19 protein-coding genes, 1 pseudogene and 1 other annotated feature are annotated in these 18,278 nt (G+C 35.7%); of the genes and pseudogenes, 13 read left to right on the top strand and 7 right to left on the bottom strand.

All coding sequences use genetic code 11. The annotated features are described in order from the left end of the window. Positions 1-197: 197 nt before the first annotated feature. From B371_RS0110260 to B371_RS0110245, 3 genes and pseudogenes are all read right to left on the bottom strand, one after another. Positions 198-572: a hypothetical protein gene (locus tag B371_RS0110260; protein ID WP_019414224.1), complete on the bottom strand. Its 375-nt coding sequence runs from the start codon at positions 570-572 to the stop codon at positions 198-200. Positions 573-1,270: 698 nt separating this feature from the next. After that, positions 1,271-1,600 (bottom strand): annotated as a pseudogene (locus B371_RS21670) (histidine phosphatase family protein); the annotation flags it as partial. Positions 1,601-1,990: 390 nt separating this feature from the next. Further along, positions 1,991-2,377, bottom strand: coding sequence for a hypothetical protein (locus B371_RS0110245; protein WP_019414221.1), 387 nt, complete (start codon positions 2,375-2,377; stop codon positions 1,991-1,993). A 100-nt stretch (positions 2,378-2,477) separates the two neighbouring features. Between B371_RS0110245 and B371_RS0110240 the strand changes: the two genes are divergently transcribed. The 6 genes from B371_RS0110240 to B371_RS0110210 all read left to right on the top strand — a co-directional run bounded on the left by B371_RS0110240 (position 2,478) and on the right by B371_RS0110210 (position 7,419). Continuing rightward, complete coding sequence (locus B371_RS0110240; RefSeq protein ID WP_019414220.1) at positions 2,478-2,966, top strand: dUTP diphosphatase; 489 nt, start codon at positions 2,478-2,480, stop codon at positions 2,964-2,966. Positions 2,967-3,037: 71 nt separating this feature from the next. Continuing rightward, positions 3,038-4,126, top strand: coding sequence for a M42 family metallopeptidase (locus B371_RS0110235; RefSeq protein ID WP_019414219.1), 1,089 nt, complete (start codon positions 3,038-3,040; stop codon positions 4,124-4,126). A 990-nt stretch (positions 4,127-5,116) separates the two neighbouring features. Continuing rightward, the gene (argF, locus tag B371_RS0110225) at positions 5,117-6,082 is read left to right on the top strand and encodes an ornithine carbamoyltransferase (RefSeq protein ID WP_019414218.1); all 966 of its coding nucleotides are present in this window, start codon (positions 5,117-5,119) and stop codon (positions 6,080-6,082) included. A 178-nt stretch (positions 6,083-6,260) separates the two neighbouring features. Then, positions 6,261-6,470: a helix-turn-helix transcriptional regulator gene (locus B371_RS0110220; protein ID WP_019414217.1), complete on the top strand. Its 210-nt coding sequence runs from the start codon at positions 6,261-6,263 to the stop codon at positions 6,468-6,470. Then, complete coding sequence (locus B371_RS0110215; protein ID WP_019414216.1) at positions 6,467-6,967, top strand: hypothetical protein; 501 nt, start codon at positions 6,467-6,469, stop codon at positions 6,965-6,967. Before B371_RS0110220 ends, B371_RS0110215 begins: the two co-directional genes overlap by 4 nt. After that, positions 6,967-7,419 carry a small multi-drug export protein gene (locus B371_RS0110210; protein ID WP_019414215.1) on the top strand — a complete coding sequence of 151 codons (453 nt, stop codon included), beginning with the start codon at positions 6,967-6,969 and terminating at the stop codon, positions 7,417-7,419. Before B371_RS0110215 ends, B371_RS0110210 begins: the two co-directional genes overlap by 1 nt. 259 nt (positions 7,420-7,678) lie before the next feature. Here B371_RS0110210 and sspI read toward each other — a convergent pair whose 3' ends face one another. Further along, on the bottom strand, positions 7,679-7,888 hold the full coding sequence (gene sspI / locus B371_RS0110205) for a small acid-soluble spore protein SspI (protein ID WP_019414214.1): 210 nt from the start codon (positions 7,886-7,888) through the stop codon (positions 7,679-7,681). A gap of 92 nt (positions 7,889-7,980) precedes the next feature. Here sspI and B371_RS0110200 point away from each other — a divergent pair, with 92 nt between their 5' ends. The 4 genes from B371_RS0110200 (at position 7,981) to B371_RS0110185 (ending at position 13,286) form a co-directional block, all read left to right on the top strand. After that, positions 7,981-8,757: an RNA methyltransferase gene (locus tag B371_RS0110200; protein ID WP_019414213.1), complete on the top strand. Its 777-nt coding sequence runs from the start codon at positions 7,981-7,983 to the stop codon at positions 8,755-8,757. 44 nt (positions 8,758-8,801) lie between these two features. Continuing rightward, positions 8,802-9,036, top strand: a binding site (T-box leader). 128 nt (positions 9,037-9,164) lie between these two features. Beyond that, on the top strand, positions 9,165-10,202 hold the full coding sequence (gene pheS, locus B371_RS0110195) for a phenylalanine--tRNA ligase subunit alpha (protein WP_019414212.1): 1,038 nt from the start codon (positions 9,165-9,167) through the stop codon (positions 10,200-10,202). Positions 10,203-10,214: 12 nt separating this feature from the next. Then, positions 10,215-12,626 carry a phenylalanine--tRNA ligase subunit beta gene (gene pheT / locus B371_RS0110190; RefSeq protein WP_019414211.1) on the top strand — a complete coding sequence of 804 codons (2,412 nt, stop codon included), beginning with the start codon at positions 10,215-10,217 and terminating at the stop codon, positions 12,624-12,626. A 213-nt stretch (positions 12,627-12,839) separates the two neighbouring features. After that, on the top strand, positions 12,840-13,286 hold the full coding sequence (locus B371_RS0110185; protein WP_040681233.1) for a GNAT family N-acetyltransferase: 447 nt from the start codon (positions 12,840-12,842) through the stop codon (positions 13,284-13,286). Between the two features lie 270 nt (positions 13,287-13,556). On the opposite strand, the gene B371_RS0110180 is transcribed toward B371_RS0110185, so the two are convergent. Further along, positions 13,557-14,369 carry a protein phosphatase 2C domain-containing protein gene (locus B371_RS0110180; RefSeq protein WP_019414209.1) on the bottom strand — a complete coding sequence of 271 codons (813 nt, stop codon included), beginning with the start codon at positions 14,367-14,369 and terminating at the stop codon, positions 13,557-13,559. Continuing rightward, positions 14,362-14,814, bottom strand: a complete 453-nt coding sequence (locus B371_RS0110175; RefSeq protein ID WP_019414208.1) for an HIT family protein — start codon at positions 14,812-14,814, stop codon at positions 14,362-14,364. The genes B371_RS0110180 and B371_RS0110175 overlap by 8 nt, the downstream gene beginning before the upstream one ends. Positions 14,815-15,076: 262 nt before the next feature. Here B371_RS0110175 and B371_RS0110170 point away from each other — a divergent pair, with 262 nt between their 5' ends. Next, entirely contained in the window at positions 15,077-15,586 is a 510-nt protein-coding gene (locus B371_RS0110170) for a GNAT family N-acetyltransferase (RefSeq protein WP_019414207.1), read from the top strand. Positions 15,587-16,001: 415 nt separating this feature from the next. Here the strand turns inward: B371_RS0110170 and rnhC are convergent, their stop codons facing one another. Next, positions 16,002-16,940 carry a ribonuclease HIII gene (gene rnhC / locus B371_RS0110165; RefSeq protein WP_019414206.1) on the bottom strand — a complete coding sequence of 313 codons (939 nt, stop codon included), beginning with the start codon at positions 16,938-16,940 and terminating at the stop codon, positions 16,002-16,004. Between the two features lie 88 nt (positions 16,941-17,028). Between rnhC and zapA the strand changes: the two genes are divergently transcribed. Both zapA and B371_RS0110155 read left to right on the top strand, forming a co-directional pair. Then, positions 17,029-17,289: a cell division protein ZapA gene (zapA, locus tag B371_RS0110160; protein WP_019414205.1), complete on the top strand. Its 261-nt coding sequence runs from the start codon at positions 17,029-17,031 to the stop codon at positions 17,287-17,289. Between the two features lie 4 nt (positions 17,290-17,293). Then, the gene (locus tag B371_RS0110155) at positions 17,294-17,833 is read left to right on the top strand and encodes a CvpA family protein (protein WP_019414204.1); all 540 of its coding nucleotides are present in this window, start codon (positions 17,294-17,296) and stop codon (positions 17,831-17,833) included. Positions 17,834-18,278: the final 445 nt, after the last annotated feature.

Genomic DNA, 18,278 nt, shown 5'->3' with positions numbered 1-18,278 from the left:
GAAAATGGTTTCCCTACTTTATTGTCATTTTCTTGCAGAAAACAATTTAAAAAACACTGAGAAAATACTCAGTGTTTTTATAGTTTTAATTTTTAGTAAGCCTAATTTTCATCTCCGCTTATTAAACTAAAACACCCTTATATACATTTAGTTGAAGAAGGATTTACTGTTAGGAAAAGAATAGTCAAACATAGACCTTATTCTAATTTCAGTTTTTTTAATTTGGAAAATTTTTTATCATAGTTGGCTCTTTCAGTTAAATGATGAATCCATTTCGTTGCCTTTTCTAATTCTTCATTATCTAAAAAGCTTTGAATAATAATTTTATAGTTAGAACTATAAGGATACTGTTCGTCTTTGCATAAATTTAGAGCATTTTCAAAATATTTATTTGCTTTGTTTAAATCATTTAATTTACGATGCATTAAACCAATATAAATTAATCCACTTCCTATTTCTAATTTTGAAAATGGCTCTTCTATTGCTAATTCCATTATTTTTATTGCTATTTTTTTAAATCCAATAATTTCGTAACGATTCGCTTTACTTACATATTTATCATATTTTTTCATTGTCGCTCACTCCCTAACAATACTACCTCTACCTTAACTTAAAGCAATTTACTACAATTATAACTCAGGTTAATCTGCCTCGTTAGCTGAATAAGGTAATTGCAAAACTTCATAATAGACGGTTATTTTTATTTCTTCGATTCTTTGAAAAGCTTTAAAACATAAATGAAGTTAACAATACTTATTACAAAAAGAATTCTTGCTACCCATTTGGAAGTATCTAAGATATCTGTAAAATTGGACAAAGAAATCAGAAGTAACATAGTAATACCTAATAAAATGCTATAACCTAGTTTTTTTTTCATTTAATAACCGCCTAAATATTTTATGTCATTCAAACTCTATCATCTCAAAATTCGAAATATTTACAACTGGTAATTATTCCTTGTTCAACTAAACTGTTTATTTTGATAATAAAACGGGTTCAAATTGACCGTTTATTTCAAAAAAATGATTCAAAACGGATCGCCTTAACCTTTAATCAGCGTCTTTTTATCGTTTATATATAATATCTTCCCACGAATACACCTTGTCTGCGATACCTAATCGTTGTGCGGGTGTCTTTTTAATACCATTCTTTTCTGTATCTTTACAAAAGTTGTAATACGTTCTTAATATCGTTACCGACATTTGAGCATATTTCGGATTGAAATTAGAATAAATATAACTTTTACCATCGCCTCTCGAAGTAACAAGGGTCCCCCTAAGGAGAAATTTGAATCGAAAAACGACTTTTCCAAAATCTGAACCAATTCCTCATCAGCTAATCTTTTGTTTTCAGAAGAAAATACCCTCTCTTTTAAATCCTCAAAGACTAAAATTTCTTGCCCTATTTGTTGAGCTATCTTTTCAACAGTCAATATTGAACGTATGTATGGGCTTGAAACAACTGCATCGATTTTTTCATCTTTCAATATGTCAGTTACTCGTTGAGCATCTAAATAACCTTTTTCGGTTAATCCTCTTGTTCTATCATTTCCTTCTTTTGGAGACTCACCGTGTCTCACCATATAAACAACTGTACTCAATATATTTCTCCCCCAATAATTTTTCTTATTTTTCCTTCTTCAACTCTACTGCTTTGTTAGTTGAAAAAAGTAAAATTCTCTTTTATAAAGTGATAAGGATGAAATAACCCAACCGCCTTTGAATTTGTTGAAGCAGGTAGTAATACGTTTATAATTGAATATGGACTTTAAAATATGCACCGTGGAAACTATGATTTTATCTTTGTACGAGGTTAACCCTTAACGAGCCTTCCTTCGATAAGCTCGAGGGAAGGCTCGTCACTTGTACAGTCCAATCTACAATGAAGAAGTATTTCAGTGACCTCTGTGATGCTAGGTATTTTTTAAATACACTCACAATATGAACGTTAATAAAAAACCGACATATCGCCTAATGTCGGTTTTAGTGCATTATTGATCATTCATTAATTTTTCAATTGGATTTTTCCAACTAATGTCGGCATCTGGGTAGTTCATCAAGATTTCTTTCTCTAAGAACAAAAAATCATCGCGTGTAAAGCCTTGTAATTTCATTGTGTCTTTGGCCCAAACAAAAATAGAAACTACTTCAAATGCATTTTCTGTAGTACCTAAATATTTCTCTCCCTCAAATAATGTGCCTTTAAAGGAAATAAAAAAGTTTTTACGTACATTCTTGATATCATCATAAAAATAATATGAACCCTTTTCATGAGCTTCATCTAATTTTCGCTTTGGATCGATTAAATAATTAATTCCACGATAAAACAAATATATGAGAAGAGCGATAATTAAAAATCGGATCAATACTATAATCATAATTAACACTCCTCTTTGACAAGCATGATATTATTGTATACGGATGACGGAACCTTTAGTTTCATGATTAATTAAATTATTTTATTTAGGAGGCATAAGAATGTACTTAAAAAAACTTTTTGACATGCAAAGATCTTTAGATAGTTATATTCAAACTGAAAAGAATATTTCGCGAGATGTGTTTCTTGAGAAAGGTCTAGCATTGTCAGTGGAACTTGCTGAATTGGCCAATGAAACTCGTTGCTTTAAATTTTGGAGTGAAAAAGGTCCATCTGAAGATAATGTGATCTTAGAAGAATATGTAGATTCAATACATTTCTTATTATCCCTTGGAAACGACAAACAGTTGAATGATTTAGAGACTTGGCCTGCTAATCCAGACGAAGAAGGTTCATTAACAATGTTGTTTATACATACTCAAGTCTCCATTAATCAATTTCTACAAGTTCCTACGAAAGAAAATTACAAAAATGTGTGGTCGTGGTATGGAGCCATTGCATCAAATCTAGGTTTTACACATGAACAAATCTTACAAGGGTATATTAATAAAAATGAGAAAAATTACGAACGTCAACGTGTTGGATATTAACTGAAGTTTTGTAAATTGAATACGTTTACACTATAATAAGATTTGTAGTATATATTTAGGAGGGCGAAATAATGACAAAGCTAGACTCAACATTAACAATGCTTAAGGAATTAACAGATGCGAAAGCAATCCCGGGTAATGAACGAGAAGCTCGCGATGTGATGAAAAAATACATAGAGCCGTTTGCTGATCGAATGGATTCAGACAACTTAGGTAGCTTGATTGCAGAAAAAGTGGGCGACGCTGACGGTCCGAAAATCATGATTGCTGGTCACTTAGATGAAGTTGGCTTCATGATTTCCCAAATTGATGATAAAGGTTTCTTAAAGTTCCAAACAGTGGGTGGCTGGTGGTCACAAGTTATGCTTGCACAACGTGTAACTATTACTACACGTAAAGGAGATTCTATTACTGGAGTTATTGGTTCAAAACCACCTCATATTTTATCTCCAGAAGCGCGTAAAAAACCAGTTGATATTAAAGACATGTTTATTGATATCGGTGCCTCTTCTGAAGAAGAAGCAAAAGAGTGGGGTGTCTCTCCTGGAGATATGGTCACCCCTTACTTTGAATTCACTGTTATGAATAACGAAAAGTTACTTCTTGCAAAAGCATGGGACAATCGTATTGGCTGTGCAATTGCAATAGACGTATTAAGAGCACTTAAAGGTGAAAAGCATCCAAATATAGTATATGGAGTAGGTGCTGTCCAAGAAGAGGTTGGATTACGTGGTGCTCGAACTGCAGCTGCAAAAATCAAACCAGATATTGGTTTTGCTGTTGATGTCGGGATTGCTGGAGACACTCCAGGAATCACTACAAAAGAATCGACAAGTAAAATGGGTGCTGGTCCACAATTAGTGTTATTTGATGCGTCAATGGTTGCTCATAAAGGACTACGTGACCTTGTAGTGGATACAGCCGAAGAAAATAATATTCCATTCCAGTTCGAAACTATGCCTGGTGGTGGAACTGATGCAGGAGCAATTCATTTATCAGCAAATGGAGTACCTGCATTAGCAATAGGTGTTGCAACTCGTTATATTCATTCACATGCAGGTATCTTACATCGTGATGATTATGAAAATGCAGTAAAATTAATCGTCGCAGTTATCAAAAAGTTAGATCGTGAAACAGTAAATAAAATTATATTTGATTAAGTTTAACTCAGAAAGGGCCTGTCTAATAAGTCCCTAAAATAAAACAGGTGAAGGAAAACGAGTCGTTTTTCTTCACCTGTTTTTATATTTTTAGTTATTGCTCTTGAAAGTAGCTAGCGGATCCCTACTACTTTAAGAGATTGTGTTGCCAAACTCTGTGTGGACCTTATCAAAGATTCACAGTAAAAACCTACGGAATGACCAATTGCCCTTGATGTGACCAAAAACAATTTCTACTTCAATTTTACGTTGCGCGTAGATGCATGATTTTGTTTCACATTCTAGGGCTGCTTTGGTCTTTGCTTTCATTTTCAAAAGATTGTAGTGAAAGGCGGCGACTCCAGGGTGAAAAGTGTGTTCGGTAAGACCCTGCAGGAGCACAAATGGAACAAAGGCTAAGAACGCCACAACGCGAGACTCACGGACCGCCCGTGGAAAGCGTCCGTATGCTTCTGTTTCTGCATCGCTGTGCTAGCTTCGAAACATGAAAGTGCGTTGTAACGGAAACCGACAGTGCCATTTTTATATGAAAAGAGGGCTACCCTTAAAAGTCATTTTCTATGACTTTTGGGACAGCTCCTTTTATTGTGCCTACAAGCAAGATAACATTCTTTGATGATAAACAAATTTTTAAAGGATAAACCCCACAGGAACATTTAAGTTTTTCTTGACATAGGATAGCAAATCAACCACATACATATTGTTCTGAATTGAATAAGCGTGTATAAGCATAAAGCATTTTATATATAATGTTAGTCAATGTAAAGTCTACAAAGAATGATATGAAAATTATCAGGATAGTCTGTAAACATTATAGATAAGGGTGATTTCCTTTGTTTTGAATAGAAAAAGCTGTGGCTTTTCAAAAAACTAACTAACAAAGATATTATAAAAAGCATTTTCTTTTAAAACTTATAAATATTCACTTGCTTTTATAACTATGCATATTTATAATAGGGAATACATAATTATAAATAGGAGTGATTGTTTATGAAATTATTGGAATACGTTAATCTTGAAGTAGTTGAAAGTGTTAAGGGAAAAGATTTATTAACTTGGTTTGATTATTCGTCAAAAGAAGTAAAAGAATTATTAGAACTAGCTGTCCATTTAAAAAGTTTAGCTAAAAGTGGAGTACATCCCCCTTTACTTAAAGGCAAAACGGTTGGACTTATATTCGAAAAACATTCAACTCGAACTCGTATCTCATTTGAAGTCGGAATGACTCACCTAGGCGGGCATGCTATATACATGCATGCTAGAGATTTACAAATAGGACGTGGAGAGCCCGTTTCTGATACGGGGAAAGTATTATCAGGTTATCTAGATGCTATTATGATTCGTGCTAATTCGCATAAAATGGTTGAAGAACTGGCTCATGCTGCTACCATACCAGTTATCAATGGTTTAACGGATCTATATCATCCGTGCCAAGCACTAGCTGATTTGTTAACAGTTCATGAAGTTAAAGGCTATTTACCGGGTCAAAAGTTAGCTTATGTTGGAGATGGCAACAATGTAGCACATTCACTAATAATTGCCTGTGCTCATCTGGGTGTTGACGTAACAATTGCTTCACCAAAAGGATTTGAAGTGAACAGTGATATATTAGAAAAAGCTCAACAACTTGCTATATTAAATGGATCTACGATAAAGACTACTACCAATCCAATCGAAGCTGTAACAAACGCTGATGTTATTTATACAGATGTATGGACTAGTATGGGTCAAGAAGAAGAAACTACTGCCCGACTCTTAGCGTTCGAGGGGTACCAAATAAATGATGAACTCGTGAAATATGCTAAACCCGACTATTTATTTCTACATTGTTTACCTGCCCACCGTGAAGAAGAAGTGGCAACATCGATTATTGATGGTCCACATTCAGCGGTATTTGACCAGGCAGAGAATCGTTTACATGCACAAAAAGCTATTCTTGCATCTGTTCTTTCATAAAAAGCATCAAAAGTTCCTGAGAAATCTGTCAGGAGCTTTTTTTGTTTGGAAAAGCCGACTATTTTTCTGCATTGAAAAATTCATATTTATAAAAATGTTAATTATTATTGACATTATGTTAAGTATACATTACATTTAGTGTAGTATACTTAACGTGAAAGAAAGGAGTTGCGCCTAGATGCTCCATAACCGAGTCAAAGAACTACGTGCACGGTTTGGATTTACGCAAGGGGATTTAGGAGAGAGAGTAGGGGTCACTAGACAAACAATTAGTTTTATAGAAAAAGGAGATTTTTCGCCCTCAGTTTCGCTAGCATTAAAAATTGCAAGAGAGTTTGAAATAAAAGTCGATGAATTGTTTTGGTTGGAAGGAGACAGGAAAACATGAAAAAAGACTTTCGGGTACAGTACCCACTATGGCAAATGGCATTTATTGTAATGTTTGGGTTTTTGGCTTTTAGTGTAACTAGTGCTACTACAGAATTAATTAATAGTACTGACGAATTCAGTTATTCATTTGAATTAGCTGGCTTCGAATCTTTGTTATTGTTTGGATCCATCTCCTTAACATTTATCTTGGGAGCAATATTTGCATCTAAAATAGCTAAACACAACAAACAACACCTAACTCAAAAACTAACGATGTGGCAAATTCGTCCCTTAGAATTCTTAGAGCAGGATGAAGGGATGACACACATTACGAGAAAAGCAGCACAAAAAGTTTACACATTCTTCGTGTGGGCTCTTCCAGTGCTGACGGCAATTTACTTAGTATTCGAATTGTCCAGATTTTGGATGATTTTTGGTATTTTAATTTTAGCTCTTATGCAATATATAATCTACTACTTAGAAATTCGTAAATATTTGCGGGAGGTCGAGGATTAATGTGGGAATACTTTTTAGTATTTCTGGGTGCTGCCATTCCTTGGCTCGAAATAGCTTTAGTTGTACCTCTAGGAATAGTTGCGGGGTTATCACCAGTTTGGGTGATGGTCCTTGGATTTACAGGGAATTTGTTAACCATTATGATTCTTATTATTGCCTTTGATAGAATAAATATTTGGTTGATGAAACGTAATGAAGAAAAAGGGAAATCCCAATCTAAACGATCTAAACGTGCAAAGAAAGTTTGGATTAAATACGGTTTGCTCGGATTGCTCCTTCTAGGTCCCATCCTAATCGGTACACATCTTGCTGCATTTATCGGAATGACATTAGGCGCAGATAAAAAGTTGACAATGATTTGGTCAACTCTTAGTATCGCTTTATGGGTATTAGTGTTTGGTATTATAACAGCACTAGGGTTTGACTTTTTTGTACATGAGTCAATTTTATAATAAGAAATCTAGTAATAAAATCCGAACAAAGTTGATTTTCGCTCCATGCCGACGAGTCTACTCTTTCATCTAATTAACTATTTCTACATACTTAGTCGACTCGCTTATCACATGGAGAACCAGGGAACCCTCTTTTTACAGATTTGATAATTTCATTCTTAATCCGTCCTAAGGCTACACAGTTTTAATAAAAGAGACGACTTTAAATTCAAAATCTGAATCTAAAGTCGTCTCTTTATAGAAAGTAATTGCAATACAATTATTCTTGGAACGAATTTTCCAAGTGTTTTAAAACTGTTGCTTTTTCTGGTTCGGGAGCAGTTTGCCACCATTTTTCAAAAAACACACCAAGGCCTGGGAGTAAATGCTCTTCGCCACGTTTAATCGCATCTTCAACTACTTCGCGAATTTCTGAAGCGTTATTTCCAATCATGTTAACCGTTATAGCATCTCTAATTTGAAAGTCCATAATCTCTCCTCCTCACATATCATTTTGTCCGCTGTTCTCGCCACTTATACATGTATTTGTTACAATAAAAGAAAAAGGTGGTACAACTTAATATGAGACGTATTGAATCTTCACAAAATTCACAAGTTAAGCATTGGAAAAGACTAGTAACTGTAAGAAAAGAACGTGACAAATCAGGAGAATTCTTAGTGGAAGGTTTCCATTTAGTTGAGGAAGCATTAAAAAAACCAGATTTAGTTCTTTCTATAATTATTAGAGAAGGTATAACCATTCCAAAAGCTTGGAATGTAGAGGATATTGAAATTATTGAAGTAACAATGGACATTGCAGTGGAAATTGCTGAAACTGAACATTCTCAAGGAATTTATGCACACTGTAGTCAACCAAAAAGTACAACTGATCAACAACAAAATTGGAAGAAACTTCTCTTTATTGATGCAGTCCAAGATCCAGGTAATGTGGGTACAATGATTCGTACAGCGGATGCAGCAGGAATGGATGCAGTGATTTTAGGAAAAGGCTCAGCAGATGCTTTTAACCCTAAGACCGTGCGTTCTGGTCAAGGATCTCACTTTCATATTCCCATTGTTAAAGGTGATTTATCACAATGGATTCAATCGTGTAAGTATAAAAAAATTGCTGTGTATGGGACGTCGCTAGAAGATTCAGTCACATACAACGATGTAGAACCTCAACAACAATTCGCGTTAATTATGGGCAATGAAGGAAGTGGTTTGTCACCAGAGATATTAGTACAAACTGATATGAATTTGAAAATTCCTCTATTAGGACAAGCTGAATCATTAAATGTTGCTGTTGCAACAGGTATTCTTCTATACACATTAATACCTATTAACATTAAATCTTGATGAAAAAGTAAAACAGACGTATAATATATAATAATTTGATACGTAAAAAAGCTATGACCGGGAAAAGTAAATGACCCCCTTTTATTTAGGAAGTTTGCACCAAGACTGTGAGTGCAGATATAGAAGATTCATCGAAGTTCACCCCGAGAGCTGCCGTTTGGACCAGCAATTGCTGTAAAGATGTGCCGGTGAAGAGTCGTTAATTCAATGAAGTGATTACGTCTGGAAAATCAGCGTAGTAATCAGGGTGGTACCGCGAAATAGTTCCTCGTCCCTTTTTTAGGGGCGGGGTTTTTTTGTACTGATATGGAAAGAGTACTATTCGAAAAAAAGTTTGAGAAAGACATCGGATTCTACCATTGTGGTTGCCAAAAGTGTTTTTCTAATTTTGGAAGGAGGATGTTCAGATGGAATTGCAATTACAACAATTAAAAGAAGAAGCAATCAGTAAAATTCAAGCTGCGTCAACTGTGAAAGAACTACAAGAAGTCCGCGTAGCGTATTTAGGGAAAAAAGGACCTATTACTGATTTATTAAAAGGTATGGGTAAACTACCCGCTGAAGAGCGTCCGAAAATGGGAACTCTAGTTAACGTCATTCGTGAAGAAGTAACGGCATTTCTTGATGAAAGAAGTATTTTATTAGAAGAAGTTGCCATACAACAACAACTTGAAAATGAATCGATTGATGTGACTTTACCAGGTCGGCCTGTAAAAACAGGGAATGGTCATCCATTAACACGTGTAGTAGAAGAAATAGAAGACCTATTCATTAGCATGGGATATGAAGTTGCTGAAGGTCCAGAAGTTGAAAAAGACTATTATAACTTTGAAGCTTTGAACTTGCCAAAAGGACATCCAGCTCGTGATATGCAAGATTCATTCTACATTTCAGAAGATATTTTACTACGAACACATACTTCTCCAGTGCAAGCACGGACTATGGAAGCCAAAGGTGGAGAACCAATCAAAATTATTTGTCCCGGCAAAGTGTATCGACGTGATAACGACGACGCTACACATTCACACCAATTTACACAAATCGAAGGTCTTGTTATTGGTGAGAACATCCGCATGAGTGATTTAAAAGGGACGTTATCTGTCTTTGCGAAAAAAATGTTTGGAGATGATCGTGAAATTCGGTTGCGTCCAAGTTTCTTCCCATTCACAGAACCATCTGTTGAGATGGATATCTCTTGTTTCAAATGTGGTGGAAGTGGCTGTAACGTCTGTAAAAAAACAGGTTGGCTTGAAATTTTAGGTGCTGGTATGGTGCATCCAAATGTATTGGAAATGGCCGGATACGATTCAAAACGTTTGTCTGGATTTGCATTTGGAATGGGACCTGAACGTATTGCAATGTTGAAATATGGTGTGGAAGACATTCGTCATTTTTATACGAATGATGTGCGATTTGTTTCGCAATTCCACCGAACAGAAGTGTAAGGAGGAGATCACATGCTCGTTTCTACAAAATGGTTAGCTGATTATATAAGTATTAAAGGGTTAGACCCAGCAGAACTCGCTGAAAAAATTACACGCTCTGGAATAGAAGTAGATGCTATAATCGATCGCTCACAAGGAATGAAGAATGTAGTGGTTGGTTATGTATTAGAATGCAAAAAACATCCCGAAGCAGACAAGCTAAACATTTGCCAAGTGGATGTAGGGGAAGAAGTAACTCAAATTATTTGCGGAGCTGAAAACATAGCTGCAAATCAAAAAGTAATCGTTGCTCGTCCTGGTGCAGTATTATCTGGAGGAATCAAAATAAAAAAGGCTAAACTTAGAGGTGAAGAATCGAACGGTATGATTTGTTCTCTTCAAGAAATAGGAATTGAAGGAAAGCTTGTACCTAAAGCCTATGCTGATGGCATCTATGTTTTGCCTAGTGAAACACAAACAGGCGCAGATGCACTCGAAATATTAGGATTACATGATACGGTTCTAGAACTTGGGTTAACGCCAAATCGTGCTGATGCTATGAGCATGTTAGGTGTTGCTTATGAGGTCGGTGCAATTCTTTCTGAAGATATGAAATATCCAGAAATCTCGTATAACTCGTCAACAGAAGTAGCTGAAAACGTCTTGAAACTTCGTGTGGAAGATTTGGATGCGAACCCAATGTATGTAGCAAAAGTAGTAAAGAATATAAAAATTGGTGAATCTCCACTTTGGTTACAACAACGATTAATGGCTGCAGGAGTACGTCCTCATAATAATGTTGTAGACGTAACCAATTATGTGTTAATGGAATATGGTCAACCACTTCATGCATTCGATTATGACCGCTTGCAAACAGGAGAAATCGTTGTACGTACAGCACGTCAAGGTGAAAAAATCACCACATTAGATAATCAGCAACGCGAATTACAGGCCCACCATTTAGTTATCACAAATGGTCAAGAGGCAGTAGCGATTGCAGGCGTTATGGGGGGAGCGAATACAGAAGTACATGAGGGAACAACAACTATCGTTATTGAGTCTGCATACTTCAAACCCGCTTCTGTTCGTCAAACTTCAAAAGATCACAATCTACGCAGTGATGCGAGTTCACGTTTTGAAAAAAGTGTGGATCCGAATCGTGTGATTGCAGCTGCAGAACGTGCTGCGCAACTGATATCTGAACTCGCAGGAGGAGAAGTCCTGCAAGGAAGCGTAATGGTAGATGAGTTGGATAAATCTCAAAAAGAAGTAATTGTATCTCCAGACTTCATTAACAATCGTTTAGGAATGAAAATATCTTTTGAAGAAATGACATCGATATTAAGTCGTCTAAAATTTGAGTATGAAGCAGCGAATGGATTGCTTTACATCAAAGCACCTACACGTAGACAAGATATACAAATTGAAGAAGATATCATAGAAGAAATCGCTCGTATTTACGGCTATGATGAAATTCCAATGACACTGCCTGAAGGTGAAACGACACCTGGGGGTCTTACTCCTTACCAAGCACAACGACGTATTGTTCGCAATTATTTAGAAGGTGCTGGATTACTTCAAGCTATTACGTATTCATTAACATCCAAAGAACTGGCGCAGGCCTTTGCACTTGAAACTGCACCTATTACTGAACTATTAATGCCAATGAGTGAAGAACGCAGTATACTACGCCAATCGTTAGTTCCTCATTTACTTGAGGCTGCAACATATAACTTAGCTCGAAAAGCAGAATCTGTTGCTCTATTTGAGACTGGTTCAGTTTTTCTTGGAGAAACGTCAGAAGGTCTTCTCCATGAAGAAGAACATGTCGCGGCAGTTATTACAGGTAAATGGCTTGACCATAGCTGGCAGGGCGAACGTAAAACAGTAGATTTCTTTGTGTTAAAAGGCATTATCGAAGGATTATTTTTAAAATTAGGTTTAGACAAATTAACTTCATTTGAGCAAGCGCAAGTGGATGGTCTTCACCCAGGTAGAACGGCAAAAATTTTCCTAGCAGACAAACCGATTGGGATTATTGGCCAATTGCATCCGACAGATCAAAAGAAGCGTGATCTAAAGGAAACATATGTTATGGAATTAAACTTAGCCAAATTATTAACATTCTCTTTGGAACCCCTACTATACAAAGCCGTACCACGTTTTCCATCTATCACACGTGATATTGCATTAGTGGTTGAACGTGCCAAACCTGCAGCTGAACTCGAAAAAGTTATTCGAGGAGCAGGAGGCAAGTTACTGAAAGATGTAAGAGTGTTTGATTTATACGAAGGCGAGAAAATGGAACAAGGACAAAAATCTGTTGCATTCTCACTTACGTATGAAGATCCACAACGTACATTAACAGATGAAGAAGTAGTGAAAACTCATTCAAAAGTGTTAAAAGCTCTTGAAATAGAAGGTAACGCACAACTTCGAGGATAAATAAAAGAGGATGTGTATGTTCACGAAATTGTGAGCATACACATCCTTTTATTTTTGAACGAAAGGGTAGTTAACTACTATCAAAAAACTTTATTAGTATTACTTATTTATTGCCATTAAAACAATATAATTACCTTATGTCATAAATATTCGGTTACCATAAAGTAACAAAGGTTTTCTAATAAGGAGGGAGTATTATTGACGATAGAAATAATGTTTAGAGTAGCTACTGAAAAAGACTTAGATAGTATTGTTGCAATGCTTGCTGATGATGTTTTAGGAAGTATGCGTGAACGTTATGAGAATCCACTTCCCAATAGTTATATTGAAGCACTTGAGGCTATTATATCTGACCCTAATAACGAGTTAGTAGTGGCTTGTGATGGCAATGAAGTGATTGGGGTACAACAAATTACTTTTACACCATATATAACACATCAAGGTGGATGGAGAGCTACTATCGAAGGAGTGAGAACATCAGCTTCAGTAAGAGATAAAGGTGTAGGTACTGAACTTATAAAATGGGCAATTCAACGTGCAAAAGAACGTGGTTGTCATTTAGTACAGCTAACAACTGATAAAAAAAGACCAGATGCGTTAAGGTTTTATGAACGGTTAGGTTTTAAACCAACACATGAAGGTTTAAAGATGAAACTTTAATATTTTTATTAAAATATCGGGTACTTAGTAAAAACGGACTGCAAAATACAATGAGCTTGGAGGTACACTTCCTAGCTCAATTTTATTTTGTATGGAGTAGCATACACTATATGCTCATTGGTTGAAGGTGGCCGCATCAAACGCAAACCGGCCGCGCCTGTAAGGGTATCCTAGGGAGAAGTGACAATGACACTTCTCCCTAGGGTCCTTCTTTCTGCAGGTTATGGTGCAGAAGTTTTGCCTTCCATAGAGACACGGAAACCGAATTATCTATCCATTACTTGGTTGACTTGCTTCTCTTAGAATATTTACTTTCCAAGAAACTATCGTGGTACTATCCCGTACATTTTTATCTTGAATTTTTAACAATAATGTAAGAACAGCTTCGTCATTCTCGGAATTTGAAAATGCATTTACTATGTTACTTGGATTTGTATAAGGTTCACCAGGGCATTCAATTAAACCATCAGTAGTCAAGAAAAGATGGTTAACTCCTTGCCTTAACTCCTTTATTCCAGTACTAAAACAAGGTACCCTCTGATCAAAAGTATTGACTTGTCCTATCCATTCATAGAATTGTCTTTGATTTAGTTGATACTGACCAAGTGCAATAAGTTCTGGATGAAATAAATATAAAACACAGTCTCCAACTGAAAACCACCAAACATATTTATCTTTTCTTACTACAATTAGACAAGCTGTTTCTACTTGAACCTTTCGACAAGCAGAGAGAAACTCTTGTTCTTGAAATATATTTAACACCAACTCTTCTAAACTTTTAAAAGTGAAGTGGTTTACCGGTAGAGATAATACCTGTCTTACTTCTCTTTGCTTCTCTTTGAATCGATTTACCACTATTTCAGCACTTTCAGCGGTATTATGAGCATCAAGAATAATGACGAATTCCCAATCTTCTTTATCATTAAACCAAACCAAACACCCATCTTCATTCTTGTATTGTCCGGCTGCTGAATTGCCTCCATATCGTCCAATTACAATACGGTTAAGCCGATGAATGTTTGGTAAATCAACAAAGTCTTCTTGACTACCAATCCAACTAAAACTTTCCGAAACTCTATTCATATCGATTGTTCTCAAGGTATGTTTTTATACGGCCACACAGTTTTATAACATCTCTGTTATCACCAAAAGGCGCCTTTTCCCAAGCATAAACATCCATTGGTCCCCAATATTCTTTTGGTGTGTCTGGATAGCGAGGAATTAAGTGCATATGAAGATGAGGAACAGAATTTCCTGAAACAAGAGAATAGATATGTTCCGCTTTTTCACTTTCTAGAAGTGCTTTACTAACTCTCGCCATTATCATTCCGAATGCTTTTGCTTCATCCATCGTCATATCACCAAGTGTTGGAACATGTCTTTTTAAATCAATCATAATATGACCTAAATAGTTTGGTTTACCGTTCTTATCAATGTGCCCTACATAAACATAATCATCCTCATAAATATTTACACCAGAAGTTTGGATGATACCAGAGTGCTTATTACAAATAAAACAATTTCCCATCATAATTCCCCTGCTTTCTACTATTTTTAGTATTATATTATAAATACATCTATTTTGGTATATTCTACTAATTGTTTTTTTCCTTCTACCGTTATTACAATTAGAAAAACCAATATTAAATTAAACAACTCATTAGTAGAGGTGAAGATACTTCTTAATCAAGAGCGAGTTGCAGAACCAAAATCCTTGGAAAAAGGAATTTCTACATTGTAAAGAGAATTTTAAATAAGTATGATTTTATCTAATACGAGGAGGTGTTAGGATGGAAGTGAATATACGAGCTGTGCGGATACAGGATGCAAGCTCTATTCATCGAATTTGTATACAGGAAGCCGTTTATCCATTTATGGTTTTTCTGCCTAGTATGCGAGTAGAGGCTATGGAGAATAGGCTGAGAAACTTAGGTCCTAATCAATTTGAATTTATTGCTGAGCATAATGGTGACGTTGTTGGTTTCGTATCTTTAACACAAGGACAAGGTCGGCGTTCACATGTAGGAGATATATTCATAGGTGTAGACAGTGAACATCATAAAAAAGGAATCGGGAAATCACTACTCACGAAAATACTGGACCTTGCAGACAATTGGCTTTTACTAGAAAGAATTGAACTTGGCGTTCTCGTAACAAACCCTGGTGCACAAGCACTATATGAGAAGTTTGGTTTTACAGTAGAAGGAAAAAAGAAAGGGAGTTTAAAAGCTAACGGTGGTTTTATCGATGAAATTATGATGAGCCGAATTCATCCAAATGGACTTCTAATGCGTAATTGACCATGTATAAAAGGAAGCATAAGTTTTTTCGGATTACATCTTCAGTTATATATTCTTGTTTAGAAATCTCTGAATTGGACATAAAAAATCGTCCTATATAAATTAAGATGCTAGTAGTTTCATCTATATAAAATTATTGTTATCACTGTTGATTTTATAATAGGTGAATGATTGTAGTGAAAGGCGGCGACTCCTGCGGGAAAAGCGAGACAGACGAGACCCCACAGGTAGCGCAGCGGACGAGGAGGCTTGGCGCTCGCCCGCGGAAAGCGTCCGCCTGTTTCTGCATCGCTACGCTAGCTTCGAAACATGAAAGTGCGTTGTAACGGAAATCATAACCGTAAACCAAAGTTGATACTATGTTCTTGCTTAAAGGACCGGGCGTACTTGCCCGGTTTTTATTAAATAAAAGATGTTAGATTCCTTTTTTCTTATTGGCGATTACTAGTGCTTTCCCAGTATTAGCAAAATGTTTTTTCGTAATAGAAGTTAAGTACTCTTCCCCTTTTGATAAAAAGATCTTTGCTGCCACTTCATCTACTTTAAAACTAGCCCCTTTTGGTAAGGTTAAACCGACTTGTTGACTTAACTTATCCATTGCATCCAAAAATGCAACACGTGCTAAAATAGATGCTGCTGCTACTGATACATGTAGTTGTTCGGCTTTAGTTGAAAACAATACATTTTCACGAATAATGTCTTTTTCTTCTTTTATATGATTGTAGTAAATACCGCGCTCAGCAAACTGGTCAATTAAAATAAATTCAGGATGAACAGGATGGATTTTCTTGAGAACATTCTTCAAGGCTTGATTATGTAACAAGGCTTTAATTTTCCCTTGTGACCAACCTTTAGCTTGAACCGTATTATACTTTTCATTACCAAGGACTAGAATACTATTGGTTAGTGACTTCTTTAAATCAGGTGCTATTTTACGCATAATGTCATCGGTTAGCATTTTTGAGTCTTTGACACCAAGGTATTGAATAAGTTCAATTTTATCAGCTGGGACGTAACAAGCTGCAACAGTAATTGGACCAAAAAAATCACCAGTTCCTGTTTCATCAGAACCAAGGACCGATTTGTTCGCAAAGCCTTCAGGCAAAATATCGCCTTTTGTTGAACTAACCTTTTTTTCCGCTTTTTGTTGGGTTGTACCCCATCGTTTCGCTTCTCGTGTTGCACCGCTCCCTTGAAATAATACTTTGCCAGATGTATAAATAGTAATAGAAGTATCTGATAGTTTTGCAGCAAAAACGACACCAGGTGCGTTACGTTCGATGCGGTTATTTGCATAGTGAGTAGATAATTCTTTAATTTTAATAGTAGATAATAGCAGGACTTCATTAGACATGGACACTTTCCTTTCTATGGTTCCTTATTCACATATGTATCCATTTCATGGTATGATACATATTAGATTTTGATGAGGAGGGTAACCTTTGTCAGAGCAACATAAAATAAGAGTTTCTGTAGAAATATATGGACAAACATATAAAATGGTTGGTTCAGAAACAAGCGGACATATGCGTCTAGTCGCATCTATGGTTGACGATAGAATGCGAGAAATTAATTCTCACAACCACTCATTAGATAGTGGTAAATTGGCTGTTCTTACAGCAATTAACACCATGCATGAATATCTTAAATTAAAAGAACAAGTAGAACAACTAGAAGAAGAAATTAAAAGGGTAAAGGGTTGAACAAATGTTAGATATAGTAATTGTATTTTTATTAGTAGCGGGAATCTTTATTGGAGCTAAACGTGGTCTAATCGTCCAATTGATACATATGACAGGATTTATTCTTGCACTCGTCGTCGCTTACACCTATTATAAACCACTAGCTGAGAAATTTGTGTTATGGATTCCATATCCAACTGTTGACTCAAGTTCAAGACTCACATTTGCGATTGATCGTCTGGATTTAGACCAAACGTTTTATCAATTAATTGCATTTGCACTTATCTTTTTTATAGTAAAGTTTACAATGCAACTCATTGCATCAATGTTTGATTTTCTATCGTACCTACCAGTTTTAGGGATTATTAGTAGAATTGCAGGAGCGATTTTAGGTTTTATTGAATTTTACATATTATTGTTTATAGTAATTTATGTTATTGCGTTATTACCGATCGATTTGTTCCAAACTTTAATCGAAAACTCGAGTTTAGTGGATACTTTGCTAAATAAAACACCTTATTTTTCAGAGACGGTTAAAACTTGGTGGTACATCTATACTGAATAGTAACTTCTCTCTTCTTGAGAGAAGTTTTTTTGCAAAATAAGGAAACATATAAAAATGTGCTATGAATTCAGTATTCCCTTTATTTTAAGGAGTAGGTTCTATTATGATACTGCTGCTTTGCGTCCGCCTGTAACGGAAATCATACCGGAAACAAAGTCGATACTATGACTCTCTAAAGGACCGGGCGTACTTTACCCGGTTTTCTTATAGAATAAGAAAGTATATAGCTATTGGTGCCATGAACCCCGTGTTAATAGTGTTTTTAGTATATGGAGAATAACATGCTAAAACAGAATTTCACGGTGGAACTTAAGCTAAACCTATAAATGTAAAGGCGTGATTTCCTTTTTTTAAGCACACAAGAACTTCTTGAATTTCAGTGGAAATGAAGTTTATTCAGTGATATATTTTTGTTTAGTAATTGTGGGTACTTTCAATTTAAGTG

Source organism: Paenisporosarcina sp. TG20 (assembly GCF_000286315.1).
In the GTDB taxonomy this organism is placed as follows: Bacteria; Bacillota; Bacilli; order Bacillales_A; family Planococcaceae; genus Paenisporosarcina.
This window is presented reverse-complemented; position numbering and strand designations above follow the sequence as displayed.

What these genes read in the sequence shown, in the direction of transcription:
- B371_RS0110215 (WP_019414216.1), top strand. Translation starts at nt 6,467, where the DNA reads ATGAAAAAAGACTTTCGGGTACAGTACCCACTATGGCAAATGGCATTT.
- B371_RS0110210 (WP_019414215.1), top strand. Translation starts at nt 6,967, where the DNA reads ATGTGGGAATACTTTTTAGTATTTCTGGGTGCTGCCATTCCTTGGCTC.
- B371_RS0110260 (WP_019414224.1), bottom strand. Translation starts at nt 572, where the DNA reads ATGAAAAAATATGATAAATATGTAAGTAAAGCGAATCGTTACGAAATT.
- B371_RS0110170 (WP_019414207.1), top strand. Translation starts at nt 15,077, where the DNA reads ATGGAAGTGAATATACGAGCTGTGCGGATACAGGATGCAAGCTCTATT.
- B371_RS0110235 (WP_019414219.1), top strand. Translation starts at nt 3,038, where the DNA reads ATGACAAAGCTAGACTCAACATTAACAATGCTTAAGGAATTAACAGAT.
- pheT (WP_019414211.1), top strand. Translation starts at nt 10,215, where the DNA reads ATGCTCGTTTCTACAAAATGGTTAGCTGATTATATAAGTATTAAAGGG.
- B371_RS0110180 (WP_019414209.1), bottom strand. Translation starts at nt 14,369, where the DNA reads ATGAATAGAGTTTCGGAAAGTTTTAGTTGGATTGGTAGTCAAGAAGAC.
- B371_RS0110245 (WP_019414221.1), bottom strand. Translation starts at nt 2,377, where the DNA reads ATGATTATAGTATTGATCCGATTTTTAATTATCGCTCTTCTCATATAT.
- sspI (WP_019414214.1), bottom strand. Translation starts at nt 7,888, where the DNA reads ATGGACTTTCAAATTAGAGATGCTATAACGGTTAACATGATTGGAAAT.
- rnhC (WP_019414206.1), bottom strand. Translation starts at nt 16,940, where the DNA reads ATGTCTAATGAAGTCCTGCTATTATCTACTATTAAAATTAAAGAATTA.
- argF (WP_019414218.1), top strand. Translation starts at nt 5,117, where the DNA reads ATGAAATTATTGGAATACGTTAATCTTGAAGTAGTTGAAAGTGTTAAG.
- B371_RS0110185 (WP_040681233.1), top strand. Translation starts at nt 12,840, where the DNA reads ATGTTTAGAGTAGCTACTGAAAAAGACTTAGATAGTATTGTTGCAATG.
- B371_RS0110155 (WP_019414204.1), top strand. Translation starts at nt 17,294, where the DNA reads ATGTTAGATATAGTAATTGTATTTTTATTAGTAGCGGGAATCTTTATT.
- B371_RS0110240 (WP_019414220.1), top strand. Translation starts at nt 2,478, where the DNA reads ATGTACTTAAAAAAACTTTTTGACATGCAAAGATCTTTAGATAGTTAT.
- B371_RS0110200 (WP_019414213.1), top strand. Translation starts at nt 7,981, where the DNA reads ATGAGACGTATTGAATCTTCACAAAATTCACAAGTTAAGCATTGGAAA.
- pheS (WP_019414212.1), top strand. Translation starts at nt 9,165, where the DNA reads ATGGAATTGCAATTACAACAATTAAAAGAAGAAGCAATCAGTAAAATT.
- B371_RS0110175 (WP_019414208.1), bottom strand. Translation starts at nt 14,814, where the DNA reads ATGGGAAATTGTTTTATTTGTAATAAGCACTCTGGTATCATCCAAACT.
- B371_RS0110220 (WP_019414217.1), top strand. Translation starts at nt 6,261, where the DNA reads ATGCTCCATAACCGAGTCAAAGAACTACGTGCACGGTTTGGATTTACG.